This is a genomic window from Bradyrhizobium sp. SPXBL-04 (assembly GCF_051853035.1).
In the GTDB taxonomy this organism is placed as follows: Bacteria; Pseudomonadota; Alphaproteobacteria; order Rhizobiales; family Xanthobacteraceae; genus Bradyrhizobium; species Bradyrhizobium zhanjiangense.
Genome location: NZ_CP182472.1, coordinates 7,798,961 through 7,816,745, shown reverse-complemented (window position 1 = coordinate 7,816,745; position 17,785 = coordinate 7,798,961). Strand labels below are relative to the sequence as shown.

Annotated in this window: 15 protein-coding genes and 1 other RNA gene; 7 read left to right on the top strand and 9 right to left on the bottom strand. The window is 64.1% G+C overall.

Going from position 1 to position 17,785, the window contains the following annotated elements; genetic code table 11:
* Positions 1–3: 3 nt before the first annotated feature.
* The 5 genes from ACNJX8_RS37270 to tkt form a co-directional block, all read right to left on the bottom strand.
* Positions 4–1,029 carry a class I fructose-bisphosphate aldolase gene (locus ACNJX8_RS37270; RefSeq protein WP_439358713.1) on the bottom strand — a complete coding sequence of 342 codons (1,026 nt, stop codon included), beginning with the start codon at positions 1,027–1,029 and terminating at the stop codon, positions 4–6.
* Between the two features lie 309 nt (positions 1,030–1,338).
* Positions 1,339–2,406, bottom strand: a complete 1,068-nt coding sequence (gene fba / locus ACNJX8_RS37265) for a class II fructose-bisphosphate aldolase (RefSeq protein ID WP_128936573.1) — start codon at positions 2,404–2,406, stop codon at positions 1,339–1,341.
* A 56-nt stretch (positions 2,407–2,462) separates the two neighbouring features.
* Complete coding sequence (locus ACNJX8_RS37260) at positions 2,463–3,656, bottom strand: phosphoglycerate kinase (RefSeq protein ID WP_439358712.1); 1,194 nt, start codon at positions 3,654–3,656, stop codon at positions 2,463–2,465.
* A gap of 167 nt (positions 3,657–3,823) precedes the next feature.
* On the bottom strand, positions 3,824–4,831 hold the full coding sequence (gene gap / locus ACNJX8_RS37255; protein ID WP_128936571.1) for a type I glyceraldehyde-3-phosphate dehydrogenase: 1,008 nt from the start codon (positions 4,829–4,831) through the stop codon (positions 3,824–3,826).
* Between the two features lie 148 nt (positions 4,832–4,979).
* Entirely contained in the window at positions 4,980–6,995 is a 2,016-nt protein-coding gene (gene tkt, locus ACNJX8_RS37250; protein ID WP_439358711.1) for a transketolase, read from the bottom strand.
* Between the two features lie 299 nt (positions 6,996–7,294).
* Here tkt and ACNJX8_RS37245 point away from each other — a divergent pair, with 299 nt between their 5' ends.
* From ACNJX8_RS37245 to ACNJX8_RS37215, 7 genes are all read left to right on the top strand, one after another.
* The gene (locus ACNJX8_RS37245; protein WP_014439722.1) at positions 7,295–7,615 is read left to right on the top strand and encodes a DUF4164 domain-containing protein; all 321 of its coding nucleotides are present in this window, start codon (positions 7,295–7,297) and stop codon (positions 7,613–7,615) included.
* Entirely contained in the window at positions 7,612–7,995 is a 384-nt protein-coding gene (locus ACNJX8_RS37240) for a cell division protein ZapA (protein ID WP_091881461.1), read from the top strand. The genes ACNJX8_RS37245 and ACNJX8_RS37240 overlap by 4 nt, the downstream gene beginning before the upstream one ends.
* A 265-nt stretch (positions 7,996–8,260) precedes the next feature.
* Positions 8,261–8,421: non-coding RNA, 6S RNA (gene ssrS, locus ACNJX8_RS37235), on the top strand.
* A gap of 171 nt (positions 8,422–8,592) precedes the next feature.
* Complete coding sequence (locus ACNJX8_RS37230) at positions 8,593–9,189, top strand: 5-formyltetrahydrofolate cyclo-ligase (RefSeq protein WP_439358710.1); 597 nt, start codon at positions 8,593–8,595, stop codon at positions 9,187–9,189.
* Positions 9,167–9,991: a TIGR00282 family metallophosphoesterase gene (locus ACNJX8_RS37225; protein WP_164939407.1), complete on the top strand. Its 825-nt coding sequence runs from the start codon at positions 9,167–9,169 to the stop codon at positions 9,989–9,991. Before ACNJX8_RS37230 ends, ACNJX8_RS37225 begins: the two co-directional genes overlap by 23 nt.
* Positions 9,992–10,347: 356 nt before the next feature.
* Entirely contained in the window at positions 10,348–11,949 is a 1,602-nt protein-coding gene (locus ACNJX8_RS37220) for a hypothetical protein (protein WP_439358709.1), read from the top strand.
* Between the two features lie 41 nt (positions 11,950–11,990).
* The gene (locus tag ACNJX8_RS37215) at positions 11,991–12,554 is read left to right on the top strand and encodes a hypothetical protein (RefSeq protein ID WP_439358708.1); all 564 of its coding nucleotides are present in this window, start codon (positions 11,991–11,993) and stop codon (positions 12,552–12,554) included.
* A gap of 349 nt (positions 12,555–12,903) precedes the next feature.
* Here the strand turns inward: ACNJX8_RS37215 and ACNJX8_RS37210 are convergent, their stop codons facing one another.
* The 4 genes from ACNJX8_RS37210 to ACNJX8_RS37195 form a co-directional block, all read right to left on the bottom strand.
* Entirely contained in the window at positions 12,904–14,328 is a 1,425-nt protein-coding gene (locus ACNJX8_RS37210) for a methyl-accepting chemotaxis protein (RefSeq protein ID WP_439358707.1), read from the bottom strand.
* A 186-nt stretch (positions 14,329–14,514) separates the two neighbouring features.
* On the bottom strand, positions 14,515–14,829 hold the full coding sequence (locus tag ACNJX8_RS37205; protein WP_128931407.1) for a hypothetical protein: 315 nt from the start codon (positions 14,827–14,829) through the stop codon (positions 14,515–14,517).
* Positions 14,826–15,932, bottom strand: a complete 1,107-nt coding sequence (locus ACNJX8_RS37200) for an IS5 family transposase (protein WP_439361995.1) — start codon at positions 15,930–15,932, stop codon at positions 14,826–14,828. The genes ACNJX8_RS37205 and ACNJX8_RS37200 overlap by 4 nt, the downstream gene beginning before the upstream one ends.
* Positions 15,933–16,005: 73 nt before the next feature.
* Positions 16,006–17,745: a methyl-accepting chemotaxis protein gene (locus ACNJX8_RS37195; protein ID WP_439358706.1), complete on the bottom strand. Its 1,740-nt coding sequence runs from the start codon at positions 17,743–17,745 to the stop codon at positions 16,006–16,008.
* Between the last annotated feature and the right edge of the window lie 40 nt (positions 17,746–17,785).

Here is a 17,785-nt window from a genome sequence, read left to right as displayed (position 1 = left end):
GGTCTAGGCTGCTTTCTTTTCCAGGCTGCTCTGCCATTCGCCCCTGGACGCGAGGCCGTTCATCCGCGCGCGGTGGCTGAAGGCACGCTGTCCGGCCGCGACGTTCTCGGCCTTGCCGGACCAGGCCTTTTGCGGCGCGGCTTGCAGCGCGCGGCCATAGGAGAAGGTCAGGCCCCAGGGCAGCGGGCCGAGCTTGTGCATGGCGTTGAGATGCGCGGTCGCCTCCTCGTCGGACTGGCCGCCGGAAAGGAAGGCGATGCCCGGCACCGCCGCCGGCACGCAGGCCTTCAGCAGCCGGATTGTCTTCTCCGCGACTTCCTCGACGGAAGCCTGCTTCGCGCACTTCTTGCCTGAGATCGCCATGTTCGGCTTCAGCACCATGCCTTCGAGCGCGACGCGCTGCTCGCGCAATTCCTGGAACGTCTTGTTGAGGACGCGTTGCGTCACCTCATAGCAGCGCTCGATGTCGTGATCACCATCCATCAGCACCTCGGGCTCGACGATCGGCACGATCTGCGCGGCTTGGCACAGCGCGGCATAGCGCGCCAGCGCATGGGCGTTGACGCTGATCGCCGTCATCGAGGGAATGCCGCTGCCGATGTCGATCACCGCACGCCATTTGGCGAAGCGCGCGCCGCGCTCGTAATATTTCTTCAGCCGCTCGGCGAGCTTGTCGAGGCCGACGGTCACAAGCTCGCCCGGGCACATCGGCAGGGCTTGGGTGCCTTCGTCGACCTTGATGCCGGGGATGGCGCCGCTCTCCTCGATCAGCCTGATCAGTGGCGTGCCGTCCTTGGCATCCTGCCAGATCGTCTCGTCGTAGAGGATCACCCCGGAGATGTACTGGCTCATGGCCTCCTTGGAGCGGAACAGCATCTCGCGATAATCGCGGCGGTTCGCTTCGGTCGATTCGACACCGATCGCGTCAAAACGCTTCTTGATGGTGCCGGAGGATTCGTCGGCGGCAAGGATGCCCTTGCCGGGCGCGACCATGGCGGTCGCGATCCTGTTGAGCTCAGTCAGATTCATCGAGAGGTCCTCCCAAAACGATTCTGCCCTTGCCCGTGAAAATAGACCGTTCTCGGGCAATTGCCGAGTTAACGTTCGTCGCAGGGTAAAGGGGGGCGGGAGGTCGTCGGGTGAAATGGTGGCCGGGGTCGGGCGACCCTTAACCTCGCCCCGCTTGCGGGGAGAGGTCGGATTTTACGCTACGCGTAAAATCCGGGTGAGGGGGTACAGGTCTATCGATAGGGTACGACTCGCGGAGAGAGCCCCTCACCCCGACCCTCCCCCCGTAAGAACGGGGAGAGGGAGGGATAGATCACGCCACCGCGATCGCTATGCGACGCGGGGGTCGAGCTCGCCCTTGGCGTAGCGCTTGGCCATTTCGGCGGTGGTCAGGACCTTCTTGATCTTCGAGGCCTGGCCGGCGGTATTGAACTCCTGGAGCCGCTGCTTGCACAGCTTGGTCATCGCTTCCATTGCGGGCTTCAGGTACTTGCGCGGATCGAACTCTTCCGGATTGTCCTTGAGCACTTTCCGGATCTGGCCGGTCATCGCCATGCGGTTGTCGGTGTCGATGTTGATCTTGCGCACGCCGTTCTTGATGCCGCGCTGGATCTCGGCGACCGGGACGCCCCAGGTCGGCTTCATCTTGCCGCCATAGGCATTGATGATGTCCTGGAGGTCCTGCGGCACCGAGGACGAACCATGCATCACGAGATGCGTGTTCGGCAGCTTGCGGTGGATCTCCTCGATCACGTTCATGGCGAGGATGTCGCCGTCGGGCTTGCGGGTAAATTTGTAAGCACCGTGAGAAGTCCCCATCGCGATCGCGAGCGCGTCGACCTTGGTCTCCTGCACGAACTTCACGGCCTCGTCCGGATTGGTCAGCAGCTGGTCGTGGCTGAGCTTGCCTTCGGCACCGTGGCCGTCTTCCTTGTCGCCCATGCCGGTCTCGAGCGAGCCGAGCACGCCGAGTTCGCCTTCCACCGAGATGCCGCCGAGATGGGCCATGTCGGTCACGGTCTTGGTGACGCCGACATTGTAGCCCCAGTCGCCGGGGGTCTTGCCGTCGGCCTTGAGCGAGCCGTCCATCATCACCGAGGTGAAGCCGGACTGGATCGCGGTCATGCAGGTCGCCGGCTCGTTGCCGTGGTCGAGATGCACGCAGACCGGAATGTGCGGATAGATCTCGGTCACCGCGTCCATCATGTGCTTGAGCATGACGTCGTTGGCGTAGGAGCGCGCACCGCGCGAGGCCTGGATGATGACGGGCGCGTCGACCTGGTTGGCCGCGTCCATGATCGCCAGCGCCTGCTCCATGTTGTTGATATTGAAGGCCGGTACGCCGTAATCGTTCTCCGCCGCGTGGTCGAGCAATTGACGTAACGTGATCCGAGCCATCTGTCTTTTTCTCCCGTTTGGGCCTGCAAGGCCGCTCAATGTTTGCCGACTTAAGCTTAACTGACGCGCAGCACCTCGACGCCGGGCAAGGGCTTGCCTTCCATCCATTCAAGGAACGCGCCACCGGCGGTCGAGACATAGGTGAAACTGCCGGCGACGCCGGCCTGGTTGAGCGCGGCGACGGTGTCGCCGCCGCCGGCGATCGAGATCAGCTTCTTGTCCTTGGTGCGCTCGGCGGCGTGCCTGGCGGCCGCGACCGTGCCGCGGTCGAACGGCTGCATTTCAAAGGCGCCCAGCGGTCCGTTCCAGACCAGCGTTGCGGCATCGTCGATCGCGGCGTGGACGCGCGCCACCGATTGCGGGCCGACGTCGAGGATCATGCCGTCGGCGGGGATCGCGTCGAGCCCATAGGCGTGCGAGGGCGCGTTGGCGGCGAAATGATAGGCGACGGTGGCGTCCACGGGGAGGATGATCGCGCAGTTGGCGGCGCTTGCCTTCTCCATGATGCGCAGCGCGGTGGCGGCGAGATCCTTCTCGGCCAGCGACTTGCCGACCGCGACGCCCTGGGCGTGCAGGAAGGTGTTGGCCATGCCGCCGCCGATCACGAGCGCGTCGACCTTGTTCACGAGGTTTTCGAGCAGATCGATCTTGGTCGAGACTTTTGCGCCGCCGATGATCGCGATGACCGGTTTGGTCGGCGAGCCCAGCGCCTTCTCCAGCGCGTCGAGCTCGGCCTGCATGGTGCGGCCGGCATAGGCCGGCAGCTTGTGGCCGAGGCCCTCGGTCGAAGCGTGGGCACGATGCGCGGCCGAGAAGGCGTCATTGACCCAGATGTCGCCGAGCTTTGCCAGCTCCGCGACGAAGGCGGGATCGTTCTTTTCCTCTTCCTTGTGGAAGCGGGTGTTTTCCAGGCAGAGGATATCGCCGTCCTTCAAGCTGGCGACGGCTGTGGCCGCAGGCTCGCCGATGCAATCGTCCGCGAACGCAACGGGCTTTTTCACGACCTTGGACAGCGCTTCCGCGACGGGCTTGAGCGAGTCCTTGGCATCGCGGCCCTTCGGCCGGCCGAAATGTGCGAGCAGGATGACCTTGCCGCCCTTGTCGGAGATCTCGCTGATGGTCGGTGCGACGCGCTCGAGCCGCGTTGCGTCGCTGACGCGCCCATTCTCCATGGGTACGTTGAGGTCGACGCGCAGCAATACGCGTTTGCCCTTCACATCGACGTCGTCGAGGGTGCGGAATTTGGCCATGTCCTGAATCACTCGTTAGCTGGCGACGCTATGGCGCATCGCGCTCGGGTGGATCGCCTTCCTGCCTGGTCGTTATCTTGCTTCCCTGACGCACACCGTACGCGATCAACGTGATCAGCAATATGGCGCCAGGGATGCCAATCCAGGCAGGAAGCATTGCGCTCCCCTTAGATCACCTTCGCGATCGCGACGGCGGTGTCCGCCATGCGGTTCGAGAAGCCCCACTCGTTGTCGTACCAGGACATCACGCGCACCAGCGTGCCGTTCTGCACCTTGGTCTGGTCCTCGTGGAAGGTCGAGGAGTGCGGATCGTGGTTGAAGTCGATCGAGACGTTCGGCGCGCTGGTGTAGCCGAGGATGCCCTTGAGCTGCTGCTCGGAGGCGCGCTTCATCGCCGCGTTGACCTCCTTGGCGTCGGTGGCGCGCTTGGCGACGATCTTGAGGTCGACGACCGAGACGTTCGGCGTCGGCACGCGGATCGCGACGCCGTCGAGCTTGCCTTTCAGCTCGGGCAGCACGAGGCCGATCGCCTTGGCGGCGCCGGTCGAGGTCGGGATCATCGACATCGCAGCCGCACGGCCGCGGTAGAGATCCTTGTGCAGCGTGTCCAGCGTCGGCTGGTCGCCGGTATAGGCATGGATCGTGGTCATGAAGCCGGTCTCGATGCCGACGAGATCGTTCAGCACCTTGGCGACCGGCGCGAGGCAGTTGGTGGTGCAGGAGCCGTTGGAGACGACCAGATGATCCTTGGTCAGCGTGTCGTGGTTGACGCCGTAGACGATGGTTGCATCGGCGCCGTCGGCGGGCGCGGAGACCAGCACGCGCTTGGCGCCGGCGGTCAGATGCGCGGAGGCCTTGTCCTTCGAGGTGAAGATGCCGGTGCATTCCAGCGCGACATCGACGCCGAGATCCTTCCACGGCAGCTTCGAGGGATCGCGCTCGGCGGTCACCTTGATCTTGCCGTTGCCGAGGCTGATCGAGTCACCATCGACGGTGACGGTGCCGGGGAAACGGCCATGGACGCTATCGAAACGGAGCAGATGGGCGTTGGTCTCGACCGGGCCGAGATCGTTGATGCCGACGACCACGATGTCCTTGCGGCCTGACTCGGCGATAGCCCGCAGCACATTGCGGCCGATGCGACCAAAACCGTTAATTGCGACGCGGACTGCCATGTTTCGTCTCCTTCAATGACCGTTGTCATCCCGCACAACGCGCTTTGCGCGCCTGCGAGGGTTTTTTAGGGGCGGGCGCCCGGTTCGGCCGGGCGGTGCGTGATCATATGAGAGATTACGTAGTCCTTTTTTGCGGCAAGCTCAACTCTCAGGAAACGCGCTTCCGCACAGCGTTAACCGTGGCCTCGGTAGTAATGCCGAAATGCTTGTAAAGCTCCTTGGCAGGACCGCTTTCGCCGAAGGAATGCATGCCGATGAATTCGCCATCCTGGCCGATCACGGCATCCCAGCCCCAACGCACGGCGGCCTCGATCGCAATCTTCACCGGTGCGTTACCGATGATTGCGGCGCGTTTCGCCTCTGGTTGCGCTAACAACAACTCGAGCGAAGGAACAGAAACCACCCGTGACGCGATGCCGCGCTCGGCGAGCTGCTTTTGGGCGGCGACCGCGATCTCGACCTCGGAGCCGGAGGCGAACAGTGTCACCTTGGCTTCGCCCTGGGCTGCGACCAGCTCATAGGCGCCGGCTGCGCAGGGATTGTCGTTCGGTGCGGTGATGCGGAGCTGCGGCAGGTTCTGGCGCGTCAGCGCCAGCACGGTCGGGCCGTCGATGCGGTTGAGCGCGAGCTCCCAGCACTCGGCGACCTCGATGGCATCGCAGGGACGGAACACGCGCATGTTGGGAATGGCGCGAAGTGCGGCGAGATGCTCGACCGGCTGATGGGTCGGCCCGTCTTCGCCGAGACCGATGGAATCGTGCGTCATCACATAGACGACGCCGGAGCCCATCAGCGCGGCAAGGCGCATCGCGGGCCGGGCGTAGTCGGTGAACACCAGGAAGGTCGCGCCGTTCGGCGCGAAGCCGCCGTGCAGGAAGATGCCGTTCATCGCGGCGGCCATGCCGTGCTCGCGGATGCCGTAATGGATGAAGCGGCCCTTGGGCGTCTTGGCCGAGAAGGCGGTCGCCGACTTCGCCTTGTTGTTGTTGGAGCCGGTGAGATCGGCGGAGCCGGCCAGGAATTCCATCGGCATCGCGGCTGCAATCGCCTCGATCGCCGCTTCCGACGATTTGCGCGTCGCCGCCGTCAGCGGCTTCTCCAGCAGTTCCTTCTTGTGCGCGCGCAGCGCCTTCGCGAGCGAGGCCGGACGCTCATGGCGCAGGCGGCGCTCGAACTCGGCACGCTTGCGGCTGCCGAGCTCACCAAGCCGTGTTTCCCATTCCTGCCGCGCCACAGCGCCGCGGCTGCCGGCCGCGCGCCACGCCTTCAGCACGTCATCAGGCACGGAGAACGGCTCGAGCGAGATGCCGAGATTTTCCTTGGCGGCCTTGAGCTCGTCGGCCCCTAGCGCCTCGCCATGCACCTTCGACGTGCCGGCCTTGTGCGGCGCGCCGAAACCGATGGTGGTGCGGCAGGCGATCAGCGTCGGCTTGTTCGATTTCTTCGCGCGCGTGATGGCATCAGCAATTGCAACCTTGTCTTGGCCGTCGATCTTCTCGGCGGCCCAGCCCGCGGACTTGAAGCGTTTCACCTGGTCGACAGAATCGGCGAGCGAGGTCGGGCCGTCGATCGAGATGCCGTTGTCGTCGTAGAGCACGATCAGCTTGTTGAGCTTCCAGTGCCCGGCCATCGCGATCGCTTCCTGCGACACGCCTTCCATCAGGTCGCCGTCGGAGGCGAGCACATAGGTGTGGTGGTCGACGATCTTCTTGCCGAACTCGGCGGCGAGCATCTTCTCGGCCAGTGCCATGCCGACTGCGGTCGAGATGCCCTGGCCGAGCGGCCCGGTGGTGGTCTCGATGCCCTTGGTGCGGAAATTCTCGGGGTGGCCAGGCGTGAGCGAGTCGACCTGGCGGAACTGCTTGATCTGGTCCAGCGTCATCTCGGAATTGCCGGTCAGGTACAGCAGCGAATAGAGCAGCATCGAGCCGTGGCCGGCCGAGAGCACGAAGCGGTCGCGATCGGGCCAGGCGGGCGCGGCAGCGTCGAATTTCAGGAACTGCGTGAACAGCACCGTGGCGATGTCGGCCGCACCCATCGGCAGGCCCGGATGGCCCGATTTGGCCTTCTCGACGGCGTCCATCGAGAGCCCGCGGATCGCGTTGGCCATACGGGTGTGATCGACCTGCGTATTCGCCATACGGGTGGCATCGAACTGCATCATGATGAAAATCCGTCTGAAATGAGGTGCTTGATGGCCGTGCACGCCGCGCGGGGTCGAGCCTAGCGGCCACGGGAGCTGGGGCTGGATAGCATCTCGGTTTCGGGAGTCCAAGGCAATCAAACGCCGGTTTGGCCGCAAAAACTGCTTATCGGTGCATAGTTTCGCGGCGACGTTGCGCTGGGCTAGCTTGCCACGTAAATTTCTGCTTCTAACCGCTTGCCGAACCGAGTCTTTTGCCGGACGGCGAGCCCCAGGAATAAGGCCACTGGGGAAAGGCCACAGGTTCCGCCGCTGACTGCATGAACGATCGCGTGTCCAACAGCTCTGCCATGACGGAGTCATCCGCCGTCGAGATCGAGATCGCGACCCGCAGGCTCACGGCTGCGCTCGACGCGCTCGAAAGCGCGGTGGAGCGGCGGCGCGATGCCGATCGCGACGAGAACGAGCTCGCGGCGCGGATTCAGGCGCTCGGCGCCGACCGCTCGCGCCTTGCCGACGAACTCGACGGTGCGCTGGTGAAGGCGCGCAAGCTCGAGCGCACCAATCGCGAGATCTCCGACCGGCTGGATTCCGCAATCGTCACGATACGTTCGGTGCTCGATACCGGAGAGGACGGATGAGCCACATCAACGTCACCATCAACGGCCGGCAATACCGCATGGCCTGCGAGGAGGGCCAGGAGGTGCGGCTGCTCAAGCTCGCCGAAAGCCTGGAGACGCGCATCCAGTCGCTGCGCGGAAAATTCGGCGAGATCGGCGATGCACGCCTCACCGTGATGGCGGCGCTGACCGTGTGCGACGAGCTGGTCGACATCGGCAACCGCGTCCGTACCCTGGAGCAGGAGTTGACCGAACTCAGGGATTTCCGCAACGCCGCCGTCGAGCGCGCCCGGATGACGCAGACCGCGGTGGTGAACGCGCTGAACGCCGCCGCCGAACGCATCGAGAAGTCGACCCAGATCCTGAACCGGACCGTCGGCAACGGCATCGCGATCGGGTAGGGGCTGCCAGAGATTCGATCGATGTGCTCGATAGTGCCGCGGACTCGACCTCTCCCGCTTGCGGGAGAGGTCGGCGCGAAAGCGCCGGGTGAGGCTCTCTCCTCTAGGGGATTGTCCCGTTGCGGAAACACCCTCTCCCCAGCCCTCCCCCGCAGGCGGGGGAGGGAGCGGACCTCCGCCGAGACTCGCAGGGCGCCTCATTACGCCGAAGCCCGGCATTCTCGCCGGGCTGGCGATTCGTCAGTATCGTTGTTAGATTGCGCGAGCGAGGCTGCGACGTGCGTCAGGAGCCATATATCCCCGGGGCCTTATCGATCCTTTAGGGAACTGTCCCTGGCCGGGCCCGTGGGCCCGGACATATGGTGCCCACCTACTTTCGTAGGGAACTCCGGGATCGAGTGCTTCAACGGCGTACGCGGCTTCGCACTATTTGCTTCTGGTTCGTGTCTGTCGAAACTACTGCGGCCGGTTCAGTAGGTGTCATGCCCCGCGAAGGCGGGGCATCCAGTACGCCGCGGCGTTCGAGTGTGAGCATCACCGCCTCTGGAATACTGGATCACCCGCATTCGCGGGTGATGACGTGGGGGACCAAAGCGCATGTCCAACTCCAAAGCCGAACTCCGTGCCAAAGCCCTCGCCGCGCGCGACGCGCTGAGCGAGAAGAAGCGCACCACCGCCGCTGCAAAGCTCGCCAAGCGCGGGCTGCCGTTCAAGCTCCTGCCAGGCAGCATCGTCTCCGGCTATTCGCCGATCCGCAGCGAGATCGATCCGCTACCGCTGATGAGAAAGCTCGCCGAGGAAGGCGCAAAGCTGGCGCTGCCTTGCGTCACCGCGCGCGGCCAGTCGCTGATCTTCCGTCTGTTTCATCCGAACGATCGCCTGATGCTCGGCCCGCTCGGCATTCCCGAGCCGTCGCCGGCAGCAAACGAAGTCATCCCCGACATCATGCTGACGCCGCTCGCCGCCTTCGACGGTCTCGGCCACCGCATCGGCTATGGTGCTGGGCATTACGATTTCACCTTCGCGCATTTGCGCAAAACCAAGCATATCGTCGGGATCGGGCTTGCCTTTGCCGCGCAGGAGATCGAGGCGGTTCCGGCACTATCGCACGACGTCGCGCTGGATTATGTGCTAACGGAATCGGACGTGTTCGAATTCCGGAGTTCTGAAGTTGCGCATTCTCTTCGTGGGTGACGTCGTCGGCCGCGCCGGACGCACGGCGATTGCGGACCATCTGCCTGGCATGGTCAAGGACTGGTCGCTCGATTTGGTCGTCGTCAACGGCGAGAATGCCGCCGGCGGCTTCGGCATCACGGAAGCGATCTATCAGGAGTTTCTCGACGCCGGCGCCGATGCGGTGACGCTCGGCAATCACTCCTGGGACCAACGTGAAGCCTTGGTTTTCATCGAGCGCGCCGAGCGCCTGGTGCGGCCGGCGAACTATCCGCGCGGCACACCGGGCCGCGGCGCCGCGCTGATCGAGACCAAGAACGGCAAGCATGCGCTCGTCGTCAACGCTTTGGGGCGTGTCTTCATGACCCCGTTCGACGATCCCTTCGCGGCGCTCGAGCGCGAACTCGGCGCCTGTCCGCTCGGCGTCGCGGCCGATGCCATCGTCGTCGACTTCCATTGCGAGGCGTCCAGCGAGAAGCAGGGCATCGGCTTCTTCTGCGACGGCCGCGCCAGCCTCGTCGTCGGCACACACACCCACGTGCCCACCGCCGACCACCAGATCCTGTCAGGCGGCACCGCCTACATGACCGATGCCGGCATGACCGGCGATTACGATTCCATCATCGGCATGCAGAAGGAAGAGCCGCTGCGCAGATTCACCTCGGGGATTCCTTCAGGGCGCTTCGAGCCGGCCGCGGGGACGGCGACGCTGAGCGCCGTCGCCGTGGAGACGGATGACACGACGGGCCTCGCATTGCGGATCGCGCCGGTGCGCGTCGGCGGCCGGCTCGAGCCGACCACACCGAAGTTCTGGTTGAGTTAGGCGCGTACTCATAAACTTGCGCTACACTTCGTATGAGGTCTGCGTGCCTCCGCAGTGACCAGGCCTCAGCGCGTGGATCGTCGAGGAGCGTCTGCCAATATTCCGGCGGCAGATCGGCGTCGGTGAAATGGCGGCTACGCTTCGCTATCCGCCTTACGATTTCGCTCACGCGCGGATGGAGCCTGACAGGCGTGCTTCCCTAATGCAATTTGTCCGCTCCTATTGACTCGCATCGCGAATGGGCAAATCCTTCCAACAACGCAATTGCCATCGCCAATTTCAGCATTACGAACTTCGGCGCCCCGAACTTTATCGGCGCCATCCGACTCAATTTTCTGAATAGAACGGAGGGGCCGATGCGCGCGCTCGCCTTGAGAACCGTCTCTCTTCTTACCCTCGCTATCCTGGGCTCGATCTCTGCCACGCCTGCCGCACGCGCGGAGGACGGGACCGACGAGCAGTTTGGCAAGGTTCACTTCCAGACCTCCTGCAACGAATTGGCGCAGCGCCGCTTTGACCGCGGGATGCGCTATCAGCACTCGTTCTGGTACCGGCCCGCGAAAGAGATTTTCGAGGAGACGTTGCAGGCCGATCCGGAATGCGCGATCGCCTATTGGGGCATTGCCCTGAGCCTGCTGTATAATCCGCATTTTCCCGCGCCGAAGGAAAACCTCACCGAGGGCCTTGCCGCGCTGCAGAAGGCCAAGGCACTCGGCGCCAAGAGCGAACGTGAACGCGACTATATCGATGCGCTGCTGGCCTTCTATTCGGGCGACGAAAAGACGACGTTTGGCCAGCGCGCGCAGGCCTATCTCAAGGCAACCGAAGCCGTCGCCGCGCGCTATCCCGATGATGACGAGGCGCAGATCGCCTACGCCATTACGCTGAATGTCACGGCCTCACCAAACGACAAGACCTATGCTAACCAGCTCAAGGGCGCTGCCATCCTGGAGCCGATCTTCAAGCGGCAGCCGCGCCACCCCGGCGTCGCGCATTACCTGATCCACCTCTACGACTATCCGGCGATCGCCGAGCAAGGTCTCGACGCTGCCAAGCGCTATTCCGAGATCGCGCCGGCGGCGCCGCACGCTTTGCATATGCCGTCGCACATCTTCACGCGCGTCGGCTACTGGAACGAATCCATCGAGGCCAATAGCCGTTCCGCCAAGGCTGCCAAGGAGGGCAAGGACCCCAGCGAGCAGCTGCATGCCGACGACTATATGGTCTACGCCCTGCTCCAGCTTGCGCAGGACAGCCGAGCTCGCGACGTCATCGCGGACATGGTTGCGACCACGGGTTATGCGCCGGCCGTCCGCGCCGGTCCCTACGCGATAGCGGCCAGCCAGGCGCGCTATATGGTCGAGCGCGGCGATTGGAAGGGCGCCGCCGCGCTGAAGGTTGAGCCGAGCCGGTTTGCCTATGTCGATGCGATCACCTATTTCGCCCGCGCCCTTGGCGCCGCGCGCTCCGGCAATGCAGACGCAGCAACGGCGGACATCGCCAAGCTGGCGGAGCTGCGGGACAAGCTGCAGCAGGACAAGGATGCGTATTGGGCCGAGATCGTCGACATTCAGCGGCAGGTCGCCACAGCCTGGCAGCTCAATGCCCAGGGAAAACAGGCGGACGCGTTGCAAGCGATGCGCCTTGCCGCCGACGCCGAAGACAAGACCGAAAAATCGATCGTGACGCCGGGACCGCTTGCCCCGGCTCGCGAGCTTTACGGGACCATGCTGCTCGAGCGCGGCATGGCGACGGAGGCATTGGCCGCGTTTGAAAGCACCATGCGCAAGGAGCCGAACCGCTTTGGCGCGACGATCGGCGCCGCTCACGCCGCCGAGAAAGCGGGTGATGCCGTGAAGGCACGTCAGTACTACGCGAAAATCGTCGACATGGCGCGCAATGGCGACTCCTCGCGGGAGGACCTCGCGGCGGCACGAAAGTTCATGGCTCAGAATTAGCGAAATGGCTGAGAATTAACAAAAGTGCCGTGGCAGCTTCCATGCGCCTGACAGGCAAAATCGTTGCGATCGGCGCAGCCACCGCACTGCTCTGCGCAGTCGTTGCGGTCTGGACATTGCGATCCGGCGAACCGGCACGCGCTACAGCGGCACTCGGCGAGGTCCGCCCGGTGTGGTCAGAAACCGACTGGCCTTTCGGCGCAGATCCCTGGGGGAAAGGAAAGGCATTCCGCTGCAAGGCCGAGGATTGCGGCGGCGAGGTCCAGCTCTACGTTCGCGCCAAGCTCGGGTTTTGCAATTGCGCCACCGGCGTCGCCGACGATGACGACCTCGATAAAATGGGCGACCTGGCGCTGATTGGCAAGGCAACGCCGATCGGTGCCGGTCGAGAGATCATCGTCGGTCCGATGCGCGGCCGCAGCCGGCCCTATCGCGTCGAGGGAAATCGCAACGCGCTCTCACTCGCCTTCAATCAACGCTGCGACATGGTGGCCGCCACGGCTTTGCTTGGACCGGGCGCGCCCGCGTCACTGGAACCGGCGGTGCTGGCGTTCCTCAATAGCGACCGCATGTTGAAATGGGCCGAGATCGCGCTTGGCTTGTAACTCAGAGCAATTCGGCTTCCGTCTGACTGCAGGATCTTCTCCGCTTGGCCTGCACAACGTTAGCATTAAGGTCATGTGCGAGCGTGTGAGGGCTCTCCGCGAGATGAATGGGGTCGCAGCCGGCTACGCGGCCTACTCCCACGAGGCAGCAAAAGGCGCAGATGCGCGATTTCGGAATAATCGCATTATGCCCCTGTTTTGCCCGACGCGTCAACCGCGTCGCCGCTTGTTCGGGCCTGCTCGCGTAAGCCTTTGATTTCGCACGCCCCGGCTACTGTGCATGGGGTTGTTTTTCAGTTTTTGATTCGAGGGCGCCGGAGCGCCGTCGCGCAAGGCGCCTCGCGGGCCGTCAGCTCTGGCGAAAACCCATCCTGACGGCGCCCCAGTGCTTGCCGCGGACCATGATCGGCGAGGACAGATCCTTCATCAGCACGAACTGCCCGCCGCCCATGTCGCGGCGGTAGGTCTGGAGCAGGAACGGCTTGGTGTTCGCCGCGACCTTCTTCACCGCGCGATCGGTGAACAGGCGGCGATTGCGGCAATTGGCGTTATTCCAGACCGGGTCCTTGCCCTGCGGCAGACGGTAGTTCGGATTATGGGTCGGCAGATAGCCGCCCTTGGCCCAGGCGACGCAGAACACGATGCGGGGATCGGATTTCTGAATCGGGTCCTGGATCGCGGGCAGCACGCGATCGGTGAACTCGACGTATTTGGTGAGGTATTGTTTCGGATCGGTGCCGGGAATTTCGCGGTACGTCTCATCCATGAGCTGGTCGAGCGTGATATCGCCGCGATCGATCGCCGCTTCGAACTCGGCGGAGATTCGCTTGGCGGTCTCGACGACGACGCGGATCAGCGGTGCGTCCGACGTCTCCACGCCGCTGTCGGCGATCAGCGCGATCAGGCCCTCGGAGGTGTCGAGCAGCTTTGCCACCCGCTCGTCGGCGTTCTTGAGATCGCGCGAGGACAGATCGACGCCCTTGGCGAGCTCGTTGAGCTCGCTGATGACGGTGTCGCAATGTCCGAGGTTGGAGGTCGCCGCGCGTGTGACGCTGTCGATCTCCGCTTCCACGGAGGCAAAGCCCTGCTGGACGCGTGAGATGATGCCGGAGATCTGTTGGGCACCTTCGCCTGCGGTCTTGGCGCGCTGCGAGGCGTCGCTGCTCTCGCCGATCAGGCCTTCGATCTGGCCGTCGAGATCGCGCACGGTGTCGGAGATCTGATGCGTGGCCTGGCGGGTGGCTTCCGCGAGGTTCTTCACTTCGCTCGCGACCACGGCGAAGCCGCGGCCGGCATTGCCGGCGCGCGCCGCTTCGATCGTGGCGTTCAGCGCAAGCAGATTGGTCTGCTTCGCGATCGCCTCGATCGAGCCTGATACCTTTGCCACCTGCGCCAGCGCCGAGCCGACGGCGCTCAAGCGCGCTTCGATGCGCTCCACCGCGGCGACGAGCTCGGAAATGTGGCTGACCGCGGTGTCGACTGCGCTGCGCGACTGCGCGATCTCGCCGACTGCGGCAGACGTGGTCGTTTGCACTGCCTGTGATGCATTGGCGATGTCGTGGTTGGCCGAGACCATCGTCTCGGCCGTCTTCTGGAGGTGGTGGAACCGTTCCGACTGGTTCGCGACGCGGTTTGCGACTTCCTGGACGTTGCCGGCGATGTCGGCGAGCTCCACGCCGAGGCCGCCGATGCGATCGGCGAGCTGGTCGATCAGTCGTTCGGCCAGCGTCCGGTTGGAGCCGGTGTCCATGACTGCAACTTGAGCGACGGACATGTTCGATGAATCCTCCAGTCAGAGCCGTTCGCCGGCTCGCGGCGGCATTCCCATTCCAATGATGACTTAAGGGATGATTCGCCGCCGCCGTCTTGCCTGAGCGTGCACGAGGGCCAATTCGCCTTAATTCTTTGGTTGGAGCATGGTCTTGTAGAAAGACCGCTGCACAACTTTTCCGATTATGCTCTAGCAGGCTGTTGAAGAAGTAGCCAATCGGCGGGCGATAAAAGGAATGTCGTCGCCGCCTTCGAGGCATATCTTACCTTCGAGCGAGCCATCGGCGAGCTCTTCTGCCCAACCACGGCCTTTTGCGGGCTCCATCTCGTCGTTGCCATCCCATGTGAACTCGACGGCATCGCCTTCGCAACGGCCGTATATTGCCCCGGTGAGACAATCCAGGGCGAACTCGCCACCGTCGTTTGTGAACAGGATGTAAGAGCCCGACCCGGCCATGTCGTGATCGGGCGTTTCCACGACGCGCCATTTGCCCCGCACGCTCATAGCTGCACCGCCAGCAGCTTGGGCAGGCGGATCAGATTGTAGGCGGCAAGCGCCAACGTAAAGACGGCGTCCACACGCTCGCGCCCTCGCAGCTTTACCTTGGCCAGACCGGCGGAACTCTTGATCCATCCGAACACTTCCTCAATCCGCTTGCGGCAGCGTTGGCTGATCTCGTAGCCGGCATGGCGGGTGGAGCGGGCATCGACCGCCGTCTTGCGCGGGACGCCTGTCTTGCTGAGGTGTCCGTCGATTGCGATGTGCGGCGTCACCGATCGTTCTCTCAAGTCGTGCACGAACTGCGTAACGTCATAAGCCTTGTCCGCGCCGAGCGTGACCCGCCGGCCTCTGGGATGGCAATTATCAATCAACGCCAGCGCTGTCTCTCGTTCGGCCGTACCGGTGGCCTGGCTGACAATGCCGCCGACCGCCAAACCATGGCGATTTTCCATCAGAGCATGCCCCATGTAGCAGAGCTTGGCCGGCTGCCCATCGCCCTTCTTGTACAGCCGAGCCTCCGGATCGGTGGTGCTTTGGTGCGTCTTGTTTGAACGCTTCTCCTTGTGGAAGCTGCGCTCAGCGTTACGTCCCGGCCCCCCACTGTCGTTGTCGCCTCCATCCCTTCTGCGGAAGCTCTTGATCGAAGCCCACGCCTCAATCAGCGTGCCGTCCACCGAGAAGTGGTCGCTCGACAATAGCCGCTTCACTTTCGGCTGAGCCATTACCGCGGAGAGGAACTTAGCGGCGATCTCACCCTCTAGCAGCCGGTCGCGGTTCTTGGAAAAGGTCGAGTGGTCCCACACCGGATCGTCCACGCCAAGACCGACAAACCAGCGGAACAACAGCTCGAACTCCAGCCGCTCCATCAATTGTCGTTCCGAGCGGATGCCATAGAACGCCTGCAACAACATCGCCCGAAGCAGCCTCTCCGGTGCAATCGAGGGTCGGCCAAAGTCCGTGTAAAGCCCCGCAAATGCCTTCGATAGATCGTCCAGCGCAGCGTTCACAATCTCCCGGATCTTCCGTAAGGCGTGATCCGGGCGAACCCGCGCTTCAAGATCCACGTAACTGAAGAGCGATCCAGACCGCTCGTCCGATCCCCGCATCATGGCCTCCCGATTCAACTATCGAGAGAATCACGTCCACTGCCATCCTGCCAGAGACTTCTTCAACAGCCTGCTAGAGCTTGTAAGCGGTGCGGAATCCACCCCAGTGCCGGCCCTGCACGCGGATCGGGACGTCGATCTCCCGCATCATGACCGTGTTCCCGTTGCCCATGTCGCGCGCATAGCTTTGGACCAGGTACGAGCGCAGGTTGCGTGCCGCGGCCAATCCGGCCGGATCGTTGAATATCCGCCGGTTGCGGCTGTTGGCAGTGTTCCAGGCGACATCGCCCGGCCGCTGCGGATGCGAATAGATCTTGTTGTGTACCGGCAGGAAGCCGTTGCGGTCGACCATGGCGCAGAACGCCATGCGCGGCTCCTTCGCCAGAAAGGCTTCCTGGAACGGAGGCAGCGCCCGGTCGGCCCAGTCGAGATACTTCGTGCGATATTGCTGCGGATTGGTGCCGGCAATTTCCACATAATCGGTGTCGAAGAGGTCGTCGATCCTGACCTCGCCGCGCGCGACCGCCTGCTCGAATATCCCGGTCAGCGCGTTGCCGGCTTCCATGGCGCGGGTGACGAACTCCGTGTTCTCCTCATGGATCGACCACAGCCTGTCTTCGATCTTCTCGCGGAGCTCGGTATTGGGATTGACGAATTGCGCGCGGGCGCCGGCCTTGGATTGCTCGACCACGCGCAGGCGGCAGGCGCCGACGTGTTCGAGGCTGCCTTCGATCAGCGCTTGCGGCGCAAGCCGGCCTGCGTCTGCGCCGCCGATCAGCACGCCGTCCATCGCGATTTCATAGACCGGCATCACGCCGCGCGCGGTTTCGAACTTGAGATGGCAGGGCAAGCGCTCGGTCTTGCGGCGGTCGTCGTGCTCGCTCTGGCGGAGCAGCACGGCGCAGCGCGATTTCAGCTTCTGCGCGAAAGTGGTGACGGCGCGGCCGGCGCTGGCGACATTCTCGCCATGGGTCTCGGCCGCCTTGGTCGCGGCATCGATCTCGGCCGCGCTCTCGCCGACCGAGACGATGAATTCCGACGCGCTTGTCGCATTGCCGGAGACTTCGCTGGTGGTGGCGTTCTGCTCGGCGACCGCGCCATTGACGGTCGCGAATACCGGGCGGATCGCCTCGATCGCCTGCGAGATGCGATGCACCGCATCCGCGGAGCCGGCGGCGTCGCGCTGGAGCGCGTCGATCTTCCGGGTGATCTCTTCGGTCGCGCTCTGGGTCTGCACCGCGAGGGCCTTGACCTCGGTGGCGACGACCGCGAAGCCTTTTCCCGCAGCGCCGGCACGAGCGGCCTCGATGGTCGAGTTGAGCGCGAGCAGCGTCGTCTGCCGCGCGATCTGCGCGATCAGATTGACGACATTGCCGATGGCGGCGGAGGATTCGCGCAAGCGATCGACGTTGGCGCGGGCTTCCTGCGCGGCGGCGCTGGCCTCGTCGGCGAGCTTGCCGGCCTCGCGGACCTGCGCCCCGATCCCCAGCGCGGACTGCGTGAACTTGTCGGCGGCATGGGCGAAGGTGGAGGCGGTCGACTGCGCCGCGTTGGTGCGGCCGGTCAGGGCGTCGGTGCGGTCGCGAATGGCGGCAAGGGTTGCGGCGGTCGCCTCGGCGCCGCCGGCCACCGAATTGGCGGCGCGCTCGAGCTGGCGGATCATGGCGCCCAGCTCGAGTTCCAGCAATTCCAGGATCTCCCTGGCGGAATCGCCGTCCGTGGCGGGGACGGGCTCGAAATTGGCCACCGGCTGCGGAGCTGCCGCCGGCGCAGCCATCTCCGGCAGACGCTTCCGAAATAGTCCGAACGCCATCACGTCTCTCTTGTCGGGGAACGGGCGGACGCTATTTTCG

Coding starts and splice junctions, on each gene's coding strand:
- ACNJX8_RS37270 (WP_439358713.1), bottom strand. CDS start 1,029: ATGAATCTGACTGAGCTCAACAGGATCGCGACCGCCATGGTCGCGCCC.
- fba (WP_128936573.1), bottom strand. CDS start 2,406: ATGGCTCGGATCACGTTACGTCAATTGCTCGACCACGCGGCGGAGAAC.
- ACNJX8_RS37260 (WP_439358712.1), bottom strand. CDS start 3,656: ATGGCCAAATTCCGCACCCTCGACGACGTCGATGTGAAGGGCAAACGC.
- gap (WP_128936571.1), bottom strand. CDS start 4,831: ATGGCAGTCCGCGTCGCAATTAACGGTTTTGGTCGCATCGGCCGCAAT.
- tkt (WP_439358711.1), bottom strand. CDS start 6,995: ATGATGCAGTTCGATGCCACCCGTATGGCGAATACGCAGGTCGATCAC.
- ACNJX8_RS37245 (WP_014439722.1), top strand. CDS start 7,295: ATGAACGATCGCGTGTCCAACAGCTCTGCCATGACGGAGTCATCCGCC.
- ACNJX8_RS37240 (WP_091881461.1), top strand. CDS start 7,612: ATGAGCCACATCAACGTCACCATCAACGGCCGGCAATACCGCATGGCC.
- ACNJX8_RS37230 (WP_439358710.1), top strand. CDS start 8,593: ATGTCCAACTCCAAAGCCGAACTCCGTGCCAAAGCCCTCGCCGCGCGC.
- ACNJX8_RS37220 (WP_439358709.1), top strand. CDS start 10,348: ATGCGCGCGCTCGCCTTGAGAACCGTCTCTCTTCTTACCCTCGCTATC.
- ACNJX8_RS37215 (WP_439358708.1), top strand. CDS start 11,991: ATGCGCCTGACAGGCAAAATCGTTGCGATCGGCGCAGCCACCGCACTG.
- ACNJX8_RS37210 (WP_439358707.1), bottom strand. CDS start 14,328: ATGTCCGTCGCTCAAGTTGCAGTCATGGACACCGGCTCCAACCGGACG.
- ACNJX8_RS37205 (WP_128931407.1), bottom strand. CDS start 14,829: ATGAGCGTGCGGGGCAAATGGCGCGTCGTGGAAACGCCCGATCACGAC.
- ACNJX8_RS37200 (WP_439361995.1), bottom strand. CDS start 15,932: ATGCGGGGATCGGACGAGCGGTCTGGATCGCTCTTCAGTTACGTGGAT.
- ACNJX8_RS37195 (WP_439358706.1), bottom strand. CDS start 17,745: ATGGCGTTCGGACTATTTCGGAAGCGTCTGCCGGAGATGGCTGCGCCG.